Annotated in this window: 23 protein-coding genes and 1 tRNA gene; 16 read left to right on the top strand and 8 right to left on the bottom strand. The window is 61.4% G+C overall.

The window, feature by feature from the left end; translation table 11 throughout:
* Positions 1 to 18 precede the first annotated feature (18 nt).
* From rplF to ACLV8F_RS12660, 14 genes are all read left to right on the top strand, one after another.
* A complete protein-coding gene (rplF, locus tag ACLV8F_RS12725) occupies positions 19 to 552 on the top strand; it encodes a 50S ribosomal protein L6 (RefSeq protein WP_411884580.1) in 534 nt (177 codons plus the stop codon).
* Between the two features lie 11 nt (positions 553 to 563).
* On the top strand, positions 564 to 929 hold the full coding sequence (gene rplR / locus ACLV8F_RS12720; RefSeq protein WP_411884579.1) for a 50S ribosomal protein L18: 366 nt from the start codon (positions 564 to 566) through the stop codon (positions 927 to 929).
* A gap of 17 nt (positions 930 to 946) precedes the next feature.
* Positions 947 to 1,465, top strand: a complete 519-nt coding sequence (rpsE, locus tag ACLV8F_RS12715; RefSeq protein WP_411884578.1) for a 30S ribosomal protein S5 — start codon at positions 947 to 949, stop codon at positions 1,463 to 1,465.
* 12 nt (positions 1,466 to 1,477) lie between these two features.
* Positions 1,478 to 1,660, top strand: coding sequence for a 50S ribosomal protein L30 (rpmD, locus tag ACLV8F_RS12710; protein ID WP_122954340.1), 183 nt, complete (start codon positions 1,478 to 1,480; stop codon positions 1,658 to 1,660).
* A gap of 13 nt (positions 1,661 to 1,673) precedes the next feature.
* The gene (gene rplO / locus ACLV8F_RS12705; protein WP_411878481.1) at positions 1,674 to 2,105 is read left to right on the top strand and encodes a 50S ribosomal protein L15; all 432 of its coding nucleotides are present in this window, start codon (positions 1,674 to 1,676) and stop codon (positions 2,103 to 2,105) included.
* Positions 2,106 to 2,125: 20 nt separating this feature from the next.
* Positions 2,126 to 3,445 (top strand): preprotein translocase subunit SecY, encoded by a 1,320-nt coding sequence (gene secY, locus ACLV8F_RS12700; protein WP_411884577.1) that lies wholly within the window; start codon positions 2,126 to 2,128, stop codon positions 3,443 to 3,445.
* 18 nt (positions 3,446 to 3,463) lie between these two features.
* Positions 3,464 to 3,682, top strand: a complete 219-nt coding sequence (infA, locus tag ACLV8F_RS12695; RefSeq protein ID WP_007869286.1) for a translation initiation factor IF-1 — start codon at positions 3,464 to 3,466, stop codon at positions 3,680 to 3,682.
* A 30-nt stretch (positions 3,683 to 3,712) separates the two neighbouring features.
* A complete protein-coding gene (gene rpmJ, locus ACLV8F_RS12690; RefSeq protein ID WP_028820150.1) occupies positions 3,713 to 3,826 on the top strand; it encodes a 50S ribosomal protein L36 in 114 nt (37 codons plus the stop codon).
* A 24-nt stretch (positions 3,827 to 3,850) separates the two neighbouring features.
* Complete coding sequence (gene rpsM, locus ACLV8F_RS12685) at positions 3,851 to 4,216, top strand: 30S ribosomal protein S13 (protein ID WP_074579313.1); 366 nt, start codon at positions 3,851 to 3,853, stop codon at positions 4,214 to 4,216.
* A 13-nt stretch (positions 4,217 to 4,229) separates the two neighbouring features.
* The gene (gene rpsK, locus ACLV8F_RS12680) at positions 4,230 to 4,634 is read left to right on the top strand and encodes a 30S ribosomal protein S11 (protein ID WP_007869288.1); all 405 of its coding nucleotides are present in this window, start codon (positions 4,230 to 4,232) and stop codon (positions 4,632 to 4,634) included.
* Positions 4,635 to 4,767: 133 nt separating this feature from the next.
* On the top strand, positions 4,768 to 5,391 hold the full coding sequence (gene rpsD / locus ACLV8F_RS12675) for a 30S ribosomal protein S4 (protein ID WP_411878479.1): 624 nt from the start codon (positions 4,768 to 4,770) through the stop codon (positions 5,389 to 5,391).
* A gap of 94 nt (positions 5,392 to 5,485) precedes the next feature.
* Positions 5,486 to 6,475 (top strand): DNA-directed RNA polymerase subunit alpha, encoded by a 990-nt coding sequence (locus ACLV8F_RS12670; protein WP_122954336.1) that lies wholly within the window; start codon positions 5,486 to 5,488, stop codon positions 6,473 to 6,475.
* Positions 6,476 to 6,562: 87 nt separating this feature from the next.
* Positions 6,563 to 6,964, top strand: coding sequence for a 50S ribosomal protein L17 (rplQ, locus tag ACLV8F_RS12665; RefSeq protein WP_411884576.1), 402 nt, complete (start codon positions 6,563 to 6,565; stop codon positions 6,962 to 6,964).
* Between the two features lie 18 nt (positions 6,965 to 6,982).
* A tRNA-Met gene (locus ACLV8F_RS12660) sits at positions 6,983 to 7,059 on the top strand.
* Positions 7,060 to 7,198: 139 nt separating this feature from the next.
* Here ACLV8F_RS12660 and ACLV8F_RS12655 read toward each other — a convergent pair.
* The 8 genes from ACLV8F_RS12655 to ACLV8F_RS12620 form a co-directional block, all read right to left on the bottom strand.
* Complete coding sequence (locus tag ACLV8F_RS12655; protein ID WP_411884575.1) at positions 7,199 to 7,594, bottom strand: RidA family protein; 396 nt, start codon at positions 7,592 to 7,594, stop codon at positions 7,199 to 7,201.
* On the bottom strand, positions 7,591 to 8,016 hold the full coding sequence (locus tag ACLV8F_RS12650; protein ID WP_411884574.1) for an acyl-CoA thioesterase: 426 nt from the start codon (positions 8,014 to 8,016) through the stop codon (positions 7,591 to 7,593). The genes ACLV8F_RS12655 and ACLV8F_RS12650 overlap by 4 nt, the downstream gene beginning before the upstream one ends.
* Positions 8,013 to 9,668: a benzoate-CoA ligase family protein gene (locus ACLV8F_RS12645; protein ID WP_411884573.1), complete on the bottom strand. Its 1,656-nt coding sequence runs from the start codon at positions 9,666 to 9,668 to the stop codon at positions 8,013 to 8,015. Before ACLV8F_RS12645 ends, ACLV8F_RS12650 begins: the two co-directional genes overlap by 4 nt.
* On the bottom strand, positions 9,665 to 10,846 hold the full coding sequence (locus ACLV8F_RS12640; protein WP_411884572.1) for an acyl-CoA dehydrogenase family protein: 1,182 nt from the start codon (positions 10,844 to 10,846) through the stop codon (positions 9,665 to 9,667). The genes ACLV8F_RS12645 and ACLV8F_RS12640 overlap by 4 nt, the downstream gene beginning before the upstream one ends.
* A 28-nt stretch (positions 10,847 to 10,874) precedes the next feature.
* Positions 10,875 to 11,729 carry an enoyl-CoA hydratase family protein gene (locus ACLV8F_RS12635; protein ID WP_411884571.1) on the bottom strand — a complete coding sequence of 285 codons (855 nt, stop codon included), beginning with the start codon at positions 11,727 to 11,729 and terminating at the stop codon, positions 10,875 to 10,877.
* Positions 11,726 to 12,214: a MarR family winged helix-turn-helix transcriptional regulator gene (locus ACLV8F_RS12630; protein WP_411884570.1), complete on the bottom strand. Its 489-nt coding sequence runs from the start codon at positions 12,212 to 12,214 to the stop codon at positions 11,726 to 11,728. Before ACLV8F_RS12630 ends, ACLV8F_RS12635 begins: the two co-directional genes overlap by 4 nt.
* A gap of 34 nt (positions 12,215 to 12,248) precedes the next feature.
* Positions 12,249 to 14,573 (bottom strand): bifunctional salicylyl-CoA 5-hydroxylase/oxidoreductase, encoded by a 2,325-nt coding sequence (locus ACLV8F_RS12625; protein ID WP_411884569.1) that lies wholly within the window; start codon positions 14,571 to 14,573, stop codon positions 12,249 to 12,251.
* A gap of 160 nt (positions 14,574 to 14,733) precedes the next feature.
* Positions 14,734 to 15,480 carry a 2OG-Fe dioxygenase family protein gene (locus tag ACLV8F_RS12620; protein ID WP_411884568.1) on the bottom strand — a complete coding sequence of 249 codons (747 nt, stop codon included), beginning with the start codon at positions 15,478 to 15,480 and terminating at the stop codon, positions 14,734 to 14,736.
* A 143-nt stretch (positions 15,481 to 15,623) separates the two neighbouring features.
* Here ACLV8F_RS12620 and ACLV8F_RS12615 point away from each other — a divergent pair, with 143 nt between their 5' ends.
* Positions 15,624 to 15,926 (top strand): DUF1840 domain-containing protein, encoded by a 303-nt coding sequence (locus tag ACLV8F_RS12615; RefSeq protein WP_411884567.1) that lies wholly within the window; start codon positions 15,624 to 15,626, stop codon positions 15,924 to 15,926.
* A 439-nt stretch (positions 15,927 to 16,365) separates the two neighbouring features.
* On the top strand, positions 16,366 to 18,183 hold the full coding sequence (locus ACLV8F_RS12610; RefSeq protein WP_411884566.1) for a tetratricopeptide repeat protein: 1,818 nt from the start codon (positions 16,366 to 16,368) through the stop codon (positions 18,181 to 18,183).
* Positions 18,184 to 18,405: the final 222 nt, after the last annotated feature.

Below are 18,405 nucleotides of genomic sequence, written 5' to 3'. Positions count from 1 at the left end.
CATTGAGGAGAAACTGAAATGTCTCGTGTAGGAAAAATGCCAGTGACCGTGCCCCAGGGCGTGGACGTGGCCATCAAAGAAGACCAGATCAATGTCAAGGGAACCCTTGGCACCCTGGCGCTGACGCAAAACGCGCTTGTCACCATCAAGAATGATGCCGGCAAGCTGACCTTTGCACCGGCCAACGATTCGCGTGAGGCCAACGCCATGAGCGGCACGATGCGCCAGCTCGTGAACAACATGGTGACCGGCGTGACCAAGGGCTTTGAGAAAAAGCTCAGCCTGATCGGCGTGGGTTACAAGGCCCAGGCCCAAGGCGCCAAGCTGAACCTGACGGTGGGTTACTCCCACCCGGTGGTGATGGACATGCCAGCCGGTATCAAGGTGGAAACGCCTACGCCGACCGAAGTCATCATCAAGGGTTCTGATCGCCAGCGTGTGGGACAGATCGCCGCCGAAGTGCGTGCCGTTCGTCCTCCCGAGCCTTACAAGGGCAAGGGCATCCGTTATTCGGATGAAAAAATCACGATCAAAGAAACCAAGAAGAAATAAGGAGCTGCATCATGTTGACCAAAAAAGAGCAGCGCCTTCGTCGTTCACGCCAGACCCGCATCCGCATTGCCACGCAAGGTGTTGCCCGTCTGACCGTCAACCGCACCAATCTGCATATCTACGCCACCGTTATCTCCGGCGACGGCACCAAGGTGCTGGCTGCCGCTTCCACAGCGGAAGTCGAAGTTCGCAAGGACATCGGCGCTTCGGGTAAAGGCGGAAACGTTGCTGCTGCGCAAGCCATTGGCAAGCGCATTGCCGAAAAGGCAAAAGCGGCAGGTGTTGAAAAAGTGGCGTTTGATCGCGCCGGTTTTGCGTACCACGGCCGCGTCAAAGCGCTGGCTGATGCGGCTCGCGAAGCTGGTTTGCAGTTCTAAGCAGACTGGAATTAAGTATGGCTAAGTTTCAAGCAAAATCGAACAACGACGCTCCAGACGATGGTCTGAAGGAAAAAATGATCGCGGTCAACCGCGTGACCAAAGTCGTGAAGGGCGGCCGTATCCTCGGTTTCGCCGCACTCACGGTTGTTGGTGACGGTGACGGCCGCGTCGGCATGGGCAAGGGCAAGTCGAAAGAAGTGCCTGCAGCCGTGCAGAAGGCCATGGAAGAAGCGCGCCGCAACATGACCAAGGTCTCGTTGAAGAACGGCACGATCCACCACAATGTTTTCGGCCACTGGGGTGCAGCCAGCGTCATGATGGCGCCGGCTCCCAAGGGTACCGGCATCATTGCCGGCGGCCCGATGCGCGCTGTTTTCGAAGTCATGGGCATTACCGACATCGTGGCCAAGAGCCATGGTTCGAGCAATCCCTACAACATGGTGCGCGCCACCATGGATGCACTGAACAACTCCACGACCGCTTCTGAAATTGCGGCCAAGCGTGGTAAATCAGTCGAAGAAATCTTCGGCTAAGGCGGCATTGAAATGACCAAAGAAACCAAAGTAAAAGTCCAGCTGGTTCGCAGCCCGATTGGCACCAAGGAATCGCATCGCGCCACCGTGCGCGGTCTGGGCCTTCGTGGCGTCAACAGCGTCAGCGAACTGCAGGACACGCCCGCAGTGCGCGGCATGATCAACAAGATCAGCTATCTGGTCAAGATTGTCTGAGCGGAGACTCATCATGGAATTGAACGGAATCAAGCCTAGCGAAGGCGCCAAACATGCCAAACGACGCGTCGGTCGCGGCATCGGCTCTGGCCTGGGCAAAACAGCAGGACGTGGTCATAAAGGCCAGAAGTCCCGCTCCGGTGGTTATCACAAGGTGGGCTTCGAAGGCGGTCAAATGCCTATGCAGCGCCGCTTGCCCAAGCGCGGCTTCAAGTCGCATCTGCTGAAGTTCAACGCCGAAGTCACCCTTGGCGCGCTGGAGCAGCTCGGCCTGGCCGAAGTGGACTTGCTGGCACTGAAGACGGCCGGCCTGGTGGGCCAGCTCGCCAAGAACGTCAAGATCATCAAGACCGGTGAACTGACCAAGGCAGTCAAGCTGAACGGCATTTCCGCCACGGCAGCTGCCAAGGCCGTGATCGAAGCCGCCGGCGGCTCCGTCGCTTAATACCTGACTGGATCAAATCAGTGGCAACCACTTCGGCTCAAATCGCGAAAACCGGCAAGTACGGTGATCTGCGCAGCAGGCTTGTGTTTTTGCTGCTGGCCCTGGTGGTGTACCGCATTGGCGCGCACATCCCGGTGCCAGGGATTGACCCCGGCCAGCTGAAAGAGCTTTTCAAGGGTCAGCAAGGCGGCATATTGAACCTGTTCAATATGTTCTCGGGTGGCGCCCTGTCGCGATTCACGGTATTTGCCCTGGGCATCATGCCGTACATCTCGGCCTCGATCATCATGCAGTTGATGACCTATGTGGTCCCGACGTTTGAGCAGATGAAAAAAGAGGGCGAAAGCGGCCGCCGCAAGATCACCCAGTACACGCGCTACGGCACGTTGGCACTGGCGCTGTTCCAATCCATGGGCATTGCCGTGGCGCTGGAAAGCTCGCCTGGCCTGGTGCTGGTGCCCGGTTTCGGGTTCCGCATGACGGCGGTGTTCAGCCTCACGGCCGGCACGATGTTTTTGATGTGGCTGGGTGAGCAGATCACCGAGCGCGGCCTGGGCAACGGGATTTCTATCCTGATTTTCGCCGGTATCGCGGCGGGCCTGCCGAATGCGATGGGTGGTTTGCTGGAACTGGTGCGCACCGGCGCCATGAGCATCGTGGTGGCGATCCTGATCGTCGCGGTGGTCGTGCTGGTGACCTACTTCGTGGTGTTTGTGGAACGTGGCCAGCGCAAGATTCTAGTGAATTATGCGCGGCGACAGGTGGGCAACAAGGTCTACGGCGGGCAGTCATCGCACTTGCCGCTGAAGCTGAACATGGCGGGTGTGATCCCTCCCATCTTCGCTTCGTCGATCATCTTGTTGCCGGCGACGGTTGTGGGCTGGTTCAGTGCTGGTGACAGCATGCGCTGGCTCAAGGACATCGCCAGCACGCTGACCCCCGGCCAGCCGATCTATGTGATGTTGTATGCCAGCGCGATCGTGTTCTTCTGCTTCTTCTACACGGCCCTGGTGTTCAACAGCCGTGAAACGGCGGACAACCTGAAGAAGAGTGGCGCCTTCATCCCCGGCATTCGTCCAGGGGACCAGACGGCCCGCTACATTGACAAAATCCTGGTGCGTTTGACGCTGGCAGGTGCGGTTTACATCACATTCGTGTGTCTGTTGCCTGAGTTTCTGATTTTGAAATACAACGTGCCTTTCTATTTCGGCGGCACGTCGTTGATGATTATTGTCGTGGTGACCATGGATTTCATGGCCCAGGTACAGAACTACATGATGTCGCAACAGTATGAGTCGTTGCTTAAAAAGGCGAACTTCAAGACGTCACTGGGCGGTTAACTGGGTATTTGATGGGATATGTCTAAAGACGATGTTATCCAGATGCAAGGTGAGGTTGTAGAAAACCTTCCCAATGCAACTTTCAGGGTGAAGCTGGAAAATGGACACGTTGTACTGGGGCACATCTCGGGGAAAATGCGTATGCACTACATCCGCATTCTTCCCGGTGACAAGGTAACGGTTGAATTGACGCCTTACGATTTATCGCGCGCACGAATTGTTTTCCGTGCCAAGTAAGCACAGAGTGAAAGTTTAGGAGTAATAGAAATGAGAGTTTCAGCTTCGGTCAAGAAAATTTGCCGTAACTGCAAAGTTATCCGTCGCAAGGGCGTTGTCCGTGTGATTTGCACGGATCCGCGTCACAAACAGCGTCAAGGCTGATTTCAAGAGTTTTAGAGGACGAACATGGCTCGTATCGCTGGTATCAATATTCCGCCGCAGCAACACGCCGAAATCGGCTTGACTGCTATCTTTGGCATCGGTCGCACACGCGCTCGCAAAATTTGCGAAGCATGTGACATCGCTTACGCCAAAAAGGTCAAAGACCTGACCGATGGCGACCTGGAAAAAATCCGTGAGCAGATCGCCCTGTTCACCATCGAAGGTGACTTGCGTCGTGAAACCACGATGAACATCAAGCGCCTGATGGACATCGGCTGCTACCGCGGTTTCCGCCACCGTCGTGGCCTGCCCATGCGCGGTCAGCGCACCCGGACCAATGCCCGTACCCGCAAGGGCCCGCGCAAGGCCGCCGCAGCTTTGAAGAAATAATTGAGAGGTCGTCATGGCAAAATCACCCAGCAATAACGCCGCACAGCGCGTTCGCAAGAAAGTTCGCAAGAACGTGGCCGATGGCATCGCCCACGTCCACGCTTCTTTCAACAACACGATCATCACCATCACGGATCGCCAGGGCAACGCCTTGTCCTGGGCTTCCTCCGGTGGCCAGGGCTTCAAGGGCTCGCGCAAATCCACCCCCTTCGCAGCGCAGGTCGCTTCCGAAGTGGCTGGCCGCGCCGCCATTGAGCAAGGCATCAAGAACCTTGACGTTGAAATCAAGGGTCCTGGTCCAGGCCGTGAATCGTCTGTTCGCGCGTTGGGCGCACTCGGCATCCGGATCAATTCCATTGCCGACGTGACCCCGGTTCCGCACAACGGTTGCCGCCCGCAAAAGCGCCGCCGCATTTAAATCCCCCGTGCCTGGTTGTCCGGCGGGTTGTTTCAATCCGCCAGATACCAGGCATTTTCACCAAGCCCACCGCCGCAGGTTACGACCTCCGGCTCCTGCAATTCATTGCAGCAGATGACAAAAGGACACTCAAGTGGCACGTTACCTAGGCCCCAAGGCCAAACTTTCCCGCCGTGAAGGCACCGACCTGTTCCTGAAGAGCGCACGCCGCGCCATCAGCGACAAGGCCAAATTCGACTCCAAGCCAGGTCAGCACGGCCGTACCTCCGGTACCCGTACGTCCGACTTCGGCCTGCAATTGCGCGAGAAGCAAAAAGTCAAGCGCATGTACGGCGTGCTCGAAAAGCAATTCCGCCGCTACTTCGAAGAAGCCGACCGCCGCAAGGGCAATACCGGCGCCAATCTGTTGTTCATCCTGGAATGCCGCCTGGACAACGTGGTGTACCGCATGGGCTTCGGTTCGACCCGCGCCGAAGCGCGCCAGCTCGTGTCGCACAAGGCCATCACGGTCAACGGCGGCTCGGTCAACATTCCTTCGTACATGGTCAAGGCCGGCGACATCATCGCCGTGCGCGACAAGTCGAAGAAGCAGACCCGCATCACCGAAGCCCTCGAGCTCGCCAAACAGGTCGGCATGCCCGCCTGGGTCGATGTGAACGCCGACAAGGGCGAAGGCACCTTCAAGAAGGTTCCTGACCGCGATGAGTTTGCCGCCGACGTCAACGAATCGTTGATCGTCGAGTTGTACTCACGCTAATTTTCGTTCCTGCGATACGGGGCACCGTATCGCCAGGGTGTGCTTCGCCGGCCTTATCGGTGTAACGAACCGAGGGTATTGAGAGGAAGACTGCATGCAGACTAATTTGTTGAAACCAAAAACCATCAATGTTGAGCAGCTTGGCGCCAACCGCGCCAAGGTGACTCTGGAGCCGTTCGAGCGTGGCTACGGCCATACGCTGGGCAACGCGCTGCGCCGCGTCCTGTTGTCTTCCATGGTCGGCCACGCCGCCACCGAAGTCACCATCGCGGGTGTCCTGCACGAGTACTCGTCCATCGACGGTGTGCAGGAAGACGTCGTCAACATCCTGTTGAACCTCAAGGGTGTGGTGTTCAAGCTCCACAACCGCGATGAAGTCACGCTGAGCCTGCGCAAGGACGGCGAAGGCCCTGTCACCGCCGCCGACATCCAGACGCCGCATGACGTGGAAATCATCAACCCTGAGCACGTGATCGTGAACCTGTCGCACGGCGGCAAGATCGACATGCAGATCAAGGTTGAAAACGGCCGCGGCTATGTGCCGGGCAACCAGCGCCGCTACGGCGACGAGTCGCCGAAATCCATCGGCCGCATCGTGCTGGACGCGTCGTTCTCGCCCGTCAAGCGCGTGAGCTACATCGTCGAAAGCGCCCGCGTTGAGCAGCGCACCGACCTTGACAAGCTCGTGCTGGAAATCGAAACCAACGGCGCCGTGACGGCTGAAGATGCTGTCCGTGCCTCGGCAAAAATTCTGGTTGAGCAACTGGCCGTGTTCGCACAGCTCGAAGGCAACGAACTGGCCGCGTTTGACGCGCCTGTTCAGCGCAGCTCGCAGCAGTTCGACCCTATCCTGCTGCGTCCTGTCGACGAGCTCGAACTCACCGTTCGTTCGGCGAACTGCCTCAAAGCGGAAAACATTTACTACATTGGCGACCTGATCCAGCGCACTGAAAACGAGCTGCTCAAGACCCCCAATCTGGGACGCAAATCCCTCAACGAAATCAAGGAAGTGCTGGCCTCCCGCGGCCTCACGCTCGGAATGCGCCTTGAGAGCTGGCCACCCGCCGGCCTCGACAAGCGTTAATTGAAACCACAAGATCCCGCCTGAACGGGGATCTCGCACGGGCAGTACCTGATACGGCTGCCCGGATTTTAAAAAAGGAAACACACCATGCGCCACGGACACGGACTACGTAAACTCAACCGCACCAGCGAGCACCGCCTCGCCATGCTGCGCAACATGATGAACTCGCTGCTGCAGCACGAAGTCATCAAGACCACCCTGCCAAAGGCCAAGGAATTGCGCCGCGTGGTGGAACCCATGATCACCCTGGGCAAAGAACCCACGCTGGCCAACAAGCGCCTGGCATTCGACCGTCTGCGCGATCGCGACATGGTCGTCAAGCTGTTCGCTGAAATCGGCCCGCGCTACAAGGCTCGTCCCGGCGGCTACACGCGTATCCTGAAGATGGGTTTCCGCGTTGGCGACAATGCACCGATGGCCCTGGTTGAACTGGTGGACCGCCCTGATGTGTCGGAAGACACTACAGCTGACGCGGCCAACGCAGAGTAAGCTACAATACACACATACCGCGCGGTGGAGCAGCCTGGTAGCTCGTTGGGCTCATAACCCAAAGGTCGTAAGTTCAAATCTTGCCCGCGCAACCAACACGTGAGTCTCCGGACTCACAGCAAAACGCCTGCATCTAGCAGGCGTTTTGCTTTCCGGCTCACATTCATTCTTATGTGGCCGTGATTAGGCTCTCAGGCAGCGATGCAGGCATCGCCACCCGACAGGCCTTCACACTCAGTCCGGCACGACCGCCGTCACTTCAATCTCTACCTTGGCGCGGTCCTCGACCAGCGCTGCCACCTCCACACAGGTCATGGCCGGGAAGTTCTTGCCCATGACCTCGCGGTAGGCGCCGCCCAGTTCCTTGAGCCTGGCGCCGTACTCCACGCGATCGACCACGTACCAGGTCATGCGCACCATGTGTTCGGGCCCGGCGCCGCCGGCCTGCAGCACCGCCAGGATGTTTTGCAGGGCCTGCTTTGTCTGCGCGAGGAAGTCGTCGCTCTCGAACTCCTGCTTCGCATTCCAGCCGATCTGACCGCCGACGAACAGCAGCGCGCCGCGCGCGAGGATGCCGTTGGCATACCCTTTGGGCTCGGCCCAGTCAGGGGGTTGTAGCTTCTTGATCATGTGTCTCCAGGGGATGGTGTTTTGAGATAAGGCAGCAGCGCGTTGCGCAGGTCATCGGGAATGCGCACAGGCTTGCCATGGGGAACTTCGGAATACACGACCACACCGTGCGCCCTGAGCTTGACGATGCCGGTATCCCCGAGGATCTCGTACTGCATGCCCATGCTCGAGCCGCCTATGCGCGTGAGTTCCAGCGTCATCGTGAGCTGGTCGCCGTTGCGGCACATGCCGAGGAACTCGGTCTTCAGGTCCACGATGGGCACGCCGGTGCCGCCGGCGATCAGCGCATGCTCGGGAAAGCCGATGTGGGCCAGGAAGTCTTCCTGCACCTCATGCAGCAGGTAAAAGAACTGCGGGTAAAAAACAATGCCGGCCGGGTCGCAGTGGTGGAAGCGGACGAGCTTCTGAACGCTGAACTTCATGGCTGGCGCAGCTTGAAGCGTTGCAGCTTGCCGGTTTCGGTGCGCGGCAGCTTGTCCACGAACTCGACCTGGCGCGGGTACTTGAAGGGCGCCAGCGTCGCCTTGACGTGGTCCTGCAGGGCCTTGGCCAGCGTGTCATCGGCCGCCTGGTCGGGCTTGAGCACGATAAAAGCTTTCACAACCATGCCGCGGTCGTCGTCGGGCAGGCCCACCACGCCGCATTCGGCCACGGCCGGGTGCTTGAGCAGCGCGTCTTCCACTTCGGGGCCGGCCACGTTGTAGCCGGCGGTGATGATCATGTCGTCGGCGCGCGCCTGGTAGAAGAAGTAGCCGTCGGCGTCCTGCATGAAGGCGTCGCCCGGGTAGTTCCAGCCGTCCTTCACATAGTTGCCCTGGCGCGCGTCGTCCAGGTAGCGGCAACCGGTCGGCCCCACCACGGCCAGCTTGCCGATGGTGCCGCGCGGCACTTCCGCGCCCGTCTCGTCCACCACCTTGGCGGTATAGCCCGGCACCACCTTGCCGATGGCGCCACGGCGCACCTCGCTGCCGGCGGCCGAGATGAAGATGTGGAACATCTCCGTCGCGCCAATGCCGTCAATCATCTCGATGCCGGTGGCGTCTTTCCACAGCTGGCGCGTCGCGTCGGGCAGGCTTTCGCCGGCGCTCACGCACATGCGCAGGCCGGGCACACCGTGCTGCTTGGCAAAGGCCGCCATCTGCCGGTAAAACGTGGGCGCGGTGTAGCAGACCGTCGCGCCGACCTGGTTGATCAGCTTGACCATGGCCTCGGGTGTGTAGCCGATGGAGGGGTAATACACCGAGGCGCCGGCCCACATCGGGAAAATCAGCATGCCGCCCAGGCCGAAGGTAAAGGCCAGCGGCGGCGAGCCGATCACGATGTCGTCGGGCTTTGCCTTGAGCACATGGCGCGGCCAGGCCTCGCAGGCGGCCAGCACGTCGCGGTGCGTGTGCACGGCGGCTTTGGGCTTGCCCGTAGTGCCTGAGGTGAAGGCCATCAAGGCAATGTCGTCGGCCGCCACCGGGCAGGGCGTGAACTTTCCGTCCTTCTGCGCCGACAGCACGGCCAGCGAACCCGGCGCGTCCATCAGGTTGAAGGGCACGATGGTCGGCAGTGTGTCGCTCTGCGCCTGCGCCGCCTGCAACTCCTCCAGCAGCGTTGCGTCGCACAAGGCCAGCGCGGGCCGGGCCTTTTCGATGATCTCGCCGAGCTCCTTGGCGCGCAGCAGCGGCATGGTCGCCACCGCCACCAGACCGGCTTGCACCACGCCCAGCCAGGCGAGTGCCATGCCGATGGAATTGCCGCCGCGCAGCAGCACGCGGTTGCCGGGCTGCAGGCCGAAGTCCTCGGTCAGCACCTGCGCGACGCGGTTCACGCGCTCCAGCGCCTCGGCGTACGTCAGGGTGATCTTGTCCGAACGCAGCATCGGCTTGTCCGCGCGCCCCTCGCGAAAGGCCTTGTCAAACAGGCCCTGCACCAGGTTGGCTTGCGCCGGGATGCGCAGCTCGGGCATGGCATACACCATGCGCGGCAGCTGTTCGGGCGCCGGCAGGCGCTCATGCACAAAACGGTCGGCCTGCGCGGAGGGCGCCGCGGAAACGCTTTCGATGGGGTCGGAGACAGAGGTGCTCATGATTGCAGTACGGCCTTTCCAATAATCAGTTGCTGCACTTCGGTCGCGCCTTCGTAAATGCGCAGCGAGCGGATGTCGCGGTACAGGCTTTCCACCTTGGTGCCTACCTTCACGCCCAGGCCGCCGTGCATCTGCAGCGCCATGTCGATGACCTTCTGCGCGTTCTCGGTGGCGGCCATCTTGGCCATGGCCGGCTCGGCGGTGATGCGCGCGCCGGTGCCCAGGCGTTCGCTTTCGTCGCGCATCCAGGCGGCGCGGTAGGTCAGCAGCGCGGCCGCATCGACCAGCGCCGCCATCTCGCCCAGTTTGGCCTGCGTGAGCTGGAAGTCCGCCAGCGTCTGGCCGAACATTTTTCGTTCCTTCGAGAAGCGCACGGCCTCGGCCAGCGCGCGGCGCGCCATGCCCAGCGCGGCCGCCGCCACGGACGCGCGGAAGATGTCCAGCGTCTGCATCGCCAGCTTGAAGCCGCCGTGCAGCGCGCCCAGCTGCGCGTCCTGCGGCAGCTTGCAATCGGTGAACTTCAGCGTGGCCAGCGGGTGCGGCGCCATCACGGCGATGTGCTCGCTGCTGTCCAGGCCCTTGTTGGCCGCACCAATGATGAAAGCCGTGATGCCGCGCGTGCCGGCCTGCGGGTCCGTCTTGGCGAAGGTCACGTAAAAATCCGCGATGCCGCCGTTGCTGATCCAGGTCTTGCTGCCGTTCAGCGCCCAGCCCTCTCCGGTCTCCGTGGCGGCGGTCGCCATGGCGCCCGCGTCCGATCCGGCATCGGGCTCGCTCAAGGCAAAGGCCGCGATCTTTTTGCCGCTGGCCACCAAAGGCAGATACGCCGCCTGTTGTGCCGGCGTGCCCGCCAGCGTGATGGCGCCGCTGCCCAGGCCTTGCATCGCAAACGCGAAGTCGGCCAACGGCGAATGAAAGGCCAGCGTCTCGCGCAGGATCACCAGCGCGCGCGAGTCGAGTTTTTCCAGCGCGCCGCCCAGCGCGCCGTCCTTGCCCGCCGGCACGCAGTAGCGCAACCAGCCCTCAGCGCCCAGCAGGGCCACCCACTCCTTGCAGGCCTTGCGGTCGTCGCTCTCGTCGATGTGCTGCGCCGGCATCCAGTCGGCCAGGCGCTGGCCCAGCTCGCGGTGAACTTCGTCAAAAAAAGGCAGTGCCAGGTGGGCGGTCGTCGATCTCATGCGTGAATTCCTTGTTGTCCTGCCGCGCTCAGTCGCCCTGGAACACAGGCTTTTGCCTGGCCGAAAACGCCTTGTAGGCGCGCGTGAAATCCTGCGTCTGCATGCAGATGGCCTGCGCCTGCGCCTCGGCTTCGATCGCCTGGTCCAGCGTCATTGCCCACTCCTGGTGCAGCATGGTCTTGGTCATGCCGTGCGCAAAGGTCGGGCCTTCGGCCAGTTCCTGCGCCAGCTTTTGCGCCTGCGCCAGCACGTCCTGCGGCTCATGCAGCGCGTTGAAGAAACCCCAGGCCAGGCCTTCCTGCGCGCTCATCGACCGGCCGGTGAACAGCAGCTCCGACGCGCGCCCCTGGCCAATCAGCCGCGGCAGCAGCGCGCAGGCGCCCATGTCGGCGCCCGCCAGGCCCACGCGCGTGAACAGGAATGCCGTCTTCGCCTGGGCCGTGCCCAGGCGCATGTCGGAAGCCAGCGCCATCATGGCGCCCGCGCCGGCGCAAATGCCGTCAATCGCCGCGATGATGGGTTGCGGGCACAGGCGCATGGCCTTGACCAGGTCGCCCGTCATGCGCGTGAACTCCAGCAGCTCCGGCATGGTCATCTTGGTCAGCGGACCGATGATCTCGTGCACGTCGCCGCCCGAGCAGAAATTGCCGCCCGAACCGGTGATCACCACCGTCTTCACGTCCGTCGCGCTGTTCAGCGTGCGGAACAAATCGCGCAGCTCGGCATAGGAATCAAAGGTCAGCGGGTTCTTGCGCTCGGGCCGGTTCAGCGTCAGCGTCGCGACGCCGGCATCGAAGGAATAGGCGAAGTGCTCCGCCTGGTAGTGGGCCATCGCATCGAAATGCGCACGCATGGGGTTGGCCAGGCCAATGTAGTGTTTCATGTCGTCTCCAGTTTTGTGTCCGCCAGTTGGGCGTTGTGGTGCTGCTTGACCTTGCCCAGCAGCTTGTGCAGTGACTCGACTTCGCGCGCCGACAGCGCCTCGAAGGCCGCCACGATCCAGGCTTCATGCTCGCTGGCCATCTCGTCGAAGAGCTTGCGCCCGCGCGGCGTCAGGCGCACGCGGTAGGCGCGGCGGTCGCCTTCCACGTCCACGCGCTCCACCAGGCCCTCGGCCACCAGCTGGTCGGTGATGCCCGTCACGTTGCCGCCCGTCACCATCATGCGGCGCGACAGCTCGTTCATCTTCAGGCCTTCCGGGCTGCGCTCCAGCTGGGCCATCAGGTCAAAACGCGGCAAGGTGGTGTCGAACTGCTCGCGCAACTGCGTGCGCACCTGCTTTTCCACCAGCTGCGTGCAGGTCAGCATGCGCAGCCAGAGCCGCAATGCTTCGGGGTGTTCGCTGTGGCCTCGTGCTTCCATGTCCATGGTGGGTCTCCTTGGTGTGCTTGCTGTTTGCCGGCTACTTGTTCATGGCGGTCTGGGCCGCGAGATCCTTCTGCTTGGCGAGTTCCCGGTACATCTGGTCGCGCCCGCTCAGGTAGGGTTGGGGCCAGTTCACGTGGCGGCTTTGCAGCTTGGCCGCCTCATGCAGCGTCCAGGCCGGGTCGGCCAGGTGCGGGCGTGCAATCGCGCACAGGTCGGCGCGGCCCGCCGCGATGATGCTGTTGACGTGGTCGACTTCCGAAATCGCGCCCACCGCGATGGTCTGTATGCCCACCTCGTTGCGGATGCGGTCGGCAAACGGCGTCTGGTACATGCGGCCGTAAACCGGCTTGGCCGCGCGCGTGGTCTGTCCCGACGACACGTCGATGAAGTCGCAACCCGCGGCCTTGAACATGCGCGCAATTTCCACCGCGTCGTCCGCCGTGTTGCCGCCCGGCGCCCAGTCGTGCGCCGAAATCCGCACGCTCATCGGCAAGTGGGCCGGCCACACGGCGCGCATCGCGGCAAAAACTTCCAGCGGAAAGCGGCAGCGGTTTTCCAGGCTGCCGCCGTACTCGTCGGTTCGCCGGTTCGTCAGCGGCGTGATAAAGCTCGACAGCAGATAGCCGTGCGCGCAATGCAGCTCCAGCCAGTCAAAGCCCGCCTCCACCGCATAGCGCGTTGACTGCACAAACTCCGCCTTCACGCGGTCCATGTCGGCGCGCGTCATCGCCTTGGGGATCTGGTTGGTCGGGCCGTAGGCCACGGCACTCGCCGCCAGCAGCGGCCAGTTGCCGGTGACGAGCGGCTCATCGGGCTGCTCCCAGCCGACCTGGGTTGAGCCCTTGGGGCCGCTGTGGCCCAGCTGCAGGCCGATCTTCGCGCCCGCACCCGATGCATGCACAAAATCCACAATGCGCTTGAAGGCCGTGGCCTGCGTGTCGTTCCACAAGCCCGGGCAGCCCGGGGTGATGCGGCCCTCGGGGCAGGGCGATGTCATTTCCACAAACACCAGCGCCGCGCCGCCCAGCGCGCGCGCGCCCAGGTGCACCAGGTGGAAGTCCTGCGGCACGCCGTCCACCGCGCTGTAGGTGGCCATGGGCGAAACGACGATGCGGTTCTTCAAATTAAGCTCGCGCACTTTCAGCGGCAGCAACATGGGCGGTGGCGCATGCGGCGCATTGTTCTTCGCCAGCCACTGTTCATAGCCTTGCAGCCAGGCCGCGTCGCGCACCCGCAGGTTTTCATGGCTGATGCGCTGCGAGCGCGTCAGCAGCGAATAAAAGAACTGCTCGGCTTCCATGCCGCTGTAGCGGTCCACGTTCTCAAACCATTCGGTCGAGTTGCGCGCCGCGTTCTGTATCTTCAGCACTTCCACCGAGCGTAGCGCTTCATAAGCCTGCAGCGCCGCCGTGGCATCGCCGTGCTTCGCAAAGCAGTTGGTCAACTCGATCGCGTCTTCCAGCGCCAGCTTGGTCCCGCTGCCGATCGAGAAATGCGCCGTGTGCGCCGCATCGCCCATCAACACAATCGGCACCTGCTTGCCGTTGATGGTGGCCTCGTGCACCCAGCGCTCGCACACCACGCGAGGAAAGCGTATCCAGATCGCCGAGCCGCGCACGTGCGTCGCGTTGTTCATCAGCGCATTGCCGTCCAGGTACTTGGCAAACAGCCGCTCGCAAAACGCAATGCCTTCCTCCTGGCTCATCTGGTCCAGGCCGTGCGCCTTCCACACCGCTTCCGGCGTCTCCACGATAAAGGTCGAGGTGTTCTCGTCAAACTTGTAGGCGTGCGCGGCAAACCAGCCGTGCTCCGTCTGCTCAAACGCAAAGGTGAAAGCGTCAAAGGTCTTGTGCGTGCCCAGCCAGACAAAGCGACAGGCGCGCAGTTCCACGTCCGGCTTGAAGGTCTCCGCATACCGGTTGCGGATGCGGCTGTTCAGGCCGTCGCTGGCGACCACCACGTCGGCGTTGTACTGCGCCGCAATCGCCTGGTCGTCCTGCACGTCCATTTCAAACACCAGGTCCACGCCCAGCGCAATGCAGCGCTCCTGCAGGATGTTCAGCAGGCGCTTGCGCCCAATGCCGCAAAAGCCGTGGCCGCCCGATCGCACCGAGCGCCCCTTGAAGAACACCTCCACGTCATCCCAGTGGTTGAAGGCGTCGCCGATCAGTTGCGCGCTCACCGGGTCCGCCACCCGCAGGTTGCCCAGCGTCTGGTCCGACAGCACCACGCCCCAGCCGAAGGTGTCGAACGGCCGGTTGCGCTCCACCACCGTCACCTGGTGGGCCGGGTTTTGCAGCTTCATCAGCAGCGCGAAATACAAACCTGCGGGACCGCCGCCCAGGCAAAGAATGTGCATGAATTGCGTACTCTCTGGATTAATCTTGCTTTAATTGTTTAGGTTTAAACTAAATCCGTCAAGCGGGTTTAGACGGATTTCAGCGCAAGGCCTGAAAGACTTTGTGACGGGGGAATGCAAGTGTTGGGCCGGGCGCCGCCCCCGGCCTGGCGTCAGATGCTCAGGGCGCCTGGAAGGCAGCCGCCCGGTAAGTGAGCACTAGCGTGTCGCGGAACCCGGCTTCGGGCTGGCCGTCCGCCGGCAGGATGGGCGTGGTCTCATGGATCACCCGCGCGTCGTCCAGCAGCAGCGCCGTCAGCGGCTCCTGCATCACAAACCGCACGCCCTGCGGCCCGTTCGCGTCGAACACCCGGGTCTCGCCGCCCTTCACGCCCTGCCGCGCCACCATCATCACCACCACAAAGTCCACCCCGTCGCGGTGCGCGCCCTCCGGCGTCGGCCGGCCCACGCCGCCCGCCGTGTCGATGCGGAACTGGTGCGCTTCAATGTGCCAGCGTTCGGCCGGCTGCACCTGGGCAAACAGCCTGCCCAGGCGGGCAATCAAGTCAGTCCACGCCGGGGCCGTCGCCACGGCAGGCTCCACCGGGTCGAACCAGCGCTCAAAGCCGCCGTGCAGCGCGTTGTAATCCGTTGGTTGCCAGTGCGCGCGGTGCGGCGTTTGCACCAGGGCGCCCGTCGCCAGCTCCTGCACATAGCAGGAATGCCGGCGCTTGCGGTAATGCCCGCCGTCCTTCAGGTGCGCGTCCGGCGGCAGCCGGTTCCACGAAGGCGTCAACGCGTTCCAGCCCGGCACCCAGGCCGCGCCCAGCTCCAGCGTGGCCGTCAGCTCGGTGGGGTTCAGCAGGCTCAGGCCGTCCTGGCTGAGCGCCTGGCGGGCCGACTTGGGGACAGTGGCGATATTGAACATAGGGTGCTATTTTGCTTGAGCCGCGCCGCCCGCCAGACAGCGCTGCCCGGAAAACACCGCAGGCCAGGAGGTGAAACCAGCCTACATACACAGGCCCCAAAAGTTTTCATAATGGACCGTCTGTCTAACTAGAGGAGCCCTCCATGCTTTACAAATTCAAATCCAAAGACGCCGGCGACGTGATCATGCTCGAAGCCAACGGCCGCAAGGTCCTCGAGATCATCGGCAAAGACCCCGGCCCCAAAGGCATCATCCTGCCCGAGCAAATGGCCGCCGCCATCGCCGCCCTGCAAGCCGCTATCGCGCATGAAGAAGCCCACGACGCCAACGCCGAAGACGGCGTCGTCCCCGGCGACGGCCTGGGCCTGCGCCAGCGCGCCGTGCCCTTCATCGACATGTTGCAGCGCAACCTGAAGTCGGGGCATGAGGTGGTTTGGGGCGTTTAGGTGCTGTGGGCCGCTGCGCGGCCCTACCTCTATATATGAAGCCCTGGAAACAGGGCTTTTTTCTTGGCTACTCCGCCGCTCCTACTCAAGGATAGCCGCCGCAGACTCGTGACTTGGGGCAGCGCTGAGCCACATTCCGCGTTCACACTCGCAACGCACGCCGCCGCCACTCATGGCGTGGGCACAGCAGTGCTCATGATTACTGAGCCTTCATCGGATCAATTGCCTGGACATTTCCAACAATCAAAGTCCGGCTGCGGACAATCCGTCAAAAAATTCGTCATTGCCTCACTTAAGGTCTGACCCTTGAAAAAATTCGAGGAGTCAACGTGAGTTTTCTGCATGACATCGCAGCCTGTGCCATTGCGCCAGCTACGACGCACCCTGCCACGCAAGGCGCGTCACCTCTGAAGCACTCTTCATTCAGATTGAAGTATTGATGCATGCCTACGTAGCGCAGGCTCAATCGCTTGCTCGTTCGGGTGATTTTCTGGGTGCTGCGGAACTGTGCAGGAAGGCGATCAAGTACAGCAAGGATGTCTTTTATGCGAGAGGGCTTCTCGCCGACTGCTTGCACAATCAAGGCATACGCGCTACGCAAATTGCTGACCTCACGACAGCGGAGGAGCACTTCCGGGCCGCGCTCAAAGTCCAGCCTCGCCACATGGGTGCCCTGTGCAATCTGGGCTCAGCCTTGTTCATCCGCGGTGAGCATGGCGAAGCCGCTGAATTATTTGGCAATGCCATAAAGATCGAGCCCGAAAACGTAGGTGCACTGGAAAGCCTGGCCAAACTCCAGGAGTTCTCCCAGGACATGGCCGGCGCCTCAAAGACCTTGAACAGGCTTGCCCAGGTTGCGCCTGAGAACGCAATGGCTTACCTTCTCCGGCAAGCCCTTCTGATCCAAAAGATTGCCCCAAGCCAGGCCTATATCGCCGAAGCAAGAGCCGACCTGGCAAACACCTTGCAAGCCCTCGAAGCCGGCAGCGCCACCATTGCCGACCCCTTACGGTGCCCGTCAACACACTTCCCGCTTTCTTACCATGGCGTTAACAACAAGGACCTGGTTGAGCGAATAGCGCAACTGCATCTCAAAGCAGCGCCGTCACTCGCCTGGGTTGCACCCCATACGCGTACATGGGCAGGCCCTCGTGGCCGCATCAGGGTGGGATTCGCCTCGGCATTCTTTTACGAGCACAGTATCGGCAACGTTTCACGCGGCCTGATAAAGCACATAGACCGAAGCACCCACGAAGTCTTTGTGATCAGGCTGGGCAGTTCGCCCAGAGATCCGGTGGCGCGGCTGATTGATAGCTCCGCAGATGCCGTCGTGACGGTTTCGCACAACCTCCAGGCGGCAAGGGAAACGATTGCAGGCCTGGGTCTTGATGTCCTGTTTTTTCAAGACATCGGAATGGAGCCCTTGAGTCTTTTGCTGGCTTTCAGCCGCCTGGCGCCAGTTCAGCTCACATCGTTCGGTCACCCCGACACGACCGGCATCCCCAACCTTGACTATGTGATCTCTTCCGAAAACTACGAAATCGAGGGCGCGCAAGATCACTACTCGGAACGATTGATCCAGCTCCCGGCCGCGGGCACCCTCGCTTACTATTACCGCCCTCCGCCACCGCCGGCCTGCACCCGGGAGGATTTCGGGTTCACCGCATCAGACCGCATTTATGCCTGCCCGCAGACCCTCTACAAAATGCCCCCCGCCATGGATGCCCTGTTCAAGGGCATTCTGGAGAAAGACGCTGCGGCAAAAATCGTCGTGGTTGACACGGGGCAAGAAACCATGCGGCCCGCGCTGGAGCGCCGCTGGGCCGCTGCCATGCCGGCGGTGGCAAGCCGAATTGTCTTCTTGCAGTTCCTGACATATGAGCGCTACCTTGGTCTGATCAACTGCGCGGATGTCGTGCTCGATACCTTGCACTTCAATGGGCAGAACACCAGTCTTGAAATTTTCGCCATGGATGTGCCTATCGTGACCATGCCCGGTGTGATGCAACGGGAGCGCTACACCTATGGCATGTACCTGGCGATGGAGTTCATGGAACTGGTCGCAAACTCGGCCGCCCGATATATCGATATCGCCGTGCAGGTCGCCAATGACTCCGGATTCCGAAGCTACTGCAGTGCGCGCATTCACGAGTCCAGCGGTGTGCTTTTTGAAAATCGCCAGCTTGTACGCAGCTACGAGCGAGCGTTCTCGCAAATGCTTGATGAACGACTAAAAACCACTTGCGCACGGGTTTAGAACCCCCTGGGCTCACCAGTAGCAGGCCGCAGTCCACTCAATTATTTGGCCATTCGAACAATCAATGTCCAGTTGCGGACAATTCGCCGAAAAAATCCTGCTCTGCCCACGTATCGTTCGTGCTTAAAAAAAGTAGCACGGAGGTCCAAGTGAATTTTCAGCATCAATTCCCAGGCATATGTGTTCACGCTGAAACGTCGGTTCAAGGTCCGGCGACTCTTT

It is taken from the genome of Polaromonas sp. YR568, assembly GCF_943369675.1.
In the GTDB taxonomy this organism is placed as follows: domain Bacteria; phylum Pseudomonadota; class Gammaproteobacteria; order Burkholderiales; family Burkholderiaceae_C; genus Polaromonas.
This window is presented reverse-complemented; position numbering and strand designations above follow the sequence as displayed.

Excerpts from the sequence above, each read along its gene's own strand:
- rpsE (WP_411884578.1), top strand. The coding sequence starts at position 947 with ATGGCTAAGTTTCAAGCAAAATCGAACAACGACGCTCCAGACGATGGT.
- ACLV8F_RS12615 (WP_411884567.1), top strand. The coding sequence starts at position 15,624 with ATGCTTTACAAATTCAAATCCAAAGACGCCGGCGACGTGATCATGCTC.
- rpmD (WP_122954340.1), top strand. The coding sequence starts at position 1,478 with ATGACCAAAGAAACCAAAGTAAAAGTCCAGCTGGTTCGCAGCCCGATT.
- rpsM (WP_074579313.1), top strand. The coding sequence starts at position 3,851 with ATGGCTCGTATCGCTGGTATCAATATTCCGCCGCAGCAACACGCCGAA.
- ACLV8F_RS12620 (WP_411884568.1), bottom strand. The coding sequence starts at position 15,480 with ATGTTCAATATCGCCACTGTCCCCAAGTCGGCCCGCCAGGCGCTCAGC.
- rpsK (WP_007869288.1), top strand. The coding sequence starts at position 4,230 with ATGGCAAAATCACCCAGCAATAACGCCGCACAGCGCGTTCGCAAGAAA.
- ACLV8F_RS12625 (WP_411884569.1), bottom strand. The coding sequence starts at position 14,573 with ATGCACATTCTTTGCCTGGGCGGCGGTCCCGCAGGTTTGTATTTCGCG.
- rplO (WP_411878481.1), top strand. The coding sequence starts at position 1,674 with ATGGAATTGAACGGAATCAAGCCTAGCGAAGGCGCCAAACATGCCAAA.
- ACLV8F_RS12610 (WP_411884566.1), top strand. The coding sequence starts at position 16,366 with ATGCATGCCTACGTAGCGCAGGCTCAATCGCTTGCTCGTTCGGGTGAT.
- rplQ (WP_411884576.1), top strand. The coding sequence starts at position 6,563 with ATGCGCCACGGACACGGACTACGTAAACTCAACCGCACCAGCGAGCAC.
- rplR (WP_411884579.1), top strand. The coding sequence starts at position 564 with ATGTTGACCAAAAAAGAGCAGCGCCTTCGTCGTTCACGCCAGACCCGC.
- rplF (WP_411884580.1), top strand. The coding sequence starts at position 19 with ATGTCTCGTGTAGGAAAAATGCCAGTGACCGTGCCCCAGGGCGTGGAC.
- ACLV8F_RS12655 (WP_411884575.1), bottom strand. The coding sequence starts at position 7,594 with ATGATCAAGAAGCTACAACCCCCTGACTGGGCCGAGCCCAAAGGGTAT.
- rpmJ (WP_028820150.1), top strand. The coding sequence starts at position 3,713 with ATGAGAGTTTCAGCTTCGGTCAAGAAAATTTGCCGTAACTGCAAAGTT.
- ACLV8F_RS12650 (WP_411884574.1), bottom strand. The coding sequence starts at position 8,016 with ATGAAGTTCAGCGTTCAGAAGCTCGTCCGCTTCCACCACTGCGACCCG.
- ACLV8F_RS12630 (WP_411884570.1), bottom strand. The coding sequence starts at position 12,214 with ATGGACATGGAAGCACGAGGCCACAGCGAACACCCCGAAGCATTGCGG.
- ACLV8F_RS12635 (WP_411884571.1), bottom strand. The coding sequence starts at position 11,729 with ATGAAACACTACATTGGCCTGGCCAACCCCATGCGTGCGCATTTCGAT.
- infA (WP_007869286.1), top strand. The coding sequence starts at position 3,464 with ATGTCTAAAGACGATGTTATCCAGATGCAAGGTGAGGTTGTAGAAAAC.
- ACLV8F_RS12640 (WP_411884572.1), bottom strand. The coding sequence starts at position 10,846 with ATGAGATCGACGACCGCCCACCTGGCACTGCCTTTTTTTGACGAAGTT.
- ACLV8F_RS12670 (WP_122954336.1), top strand. The coding sequence starts at position 5,486 with ATGCAGACTAATTTGTTGAAACCAAAAACCATCAATGTTGAGCAGCTT.
- ACLV8F_RS12645 (WP_411884573.1), bottom strand. The coding sequence starts at position 9,668 with ATGAGCACCTCTGTCTCCGACCCCATCGAAAGCGTTTCCGCGGCGCCC.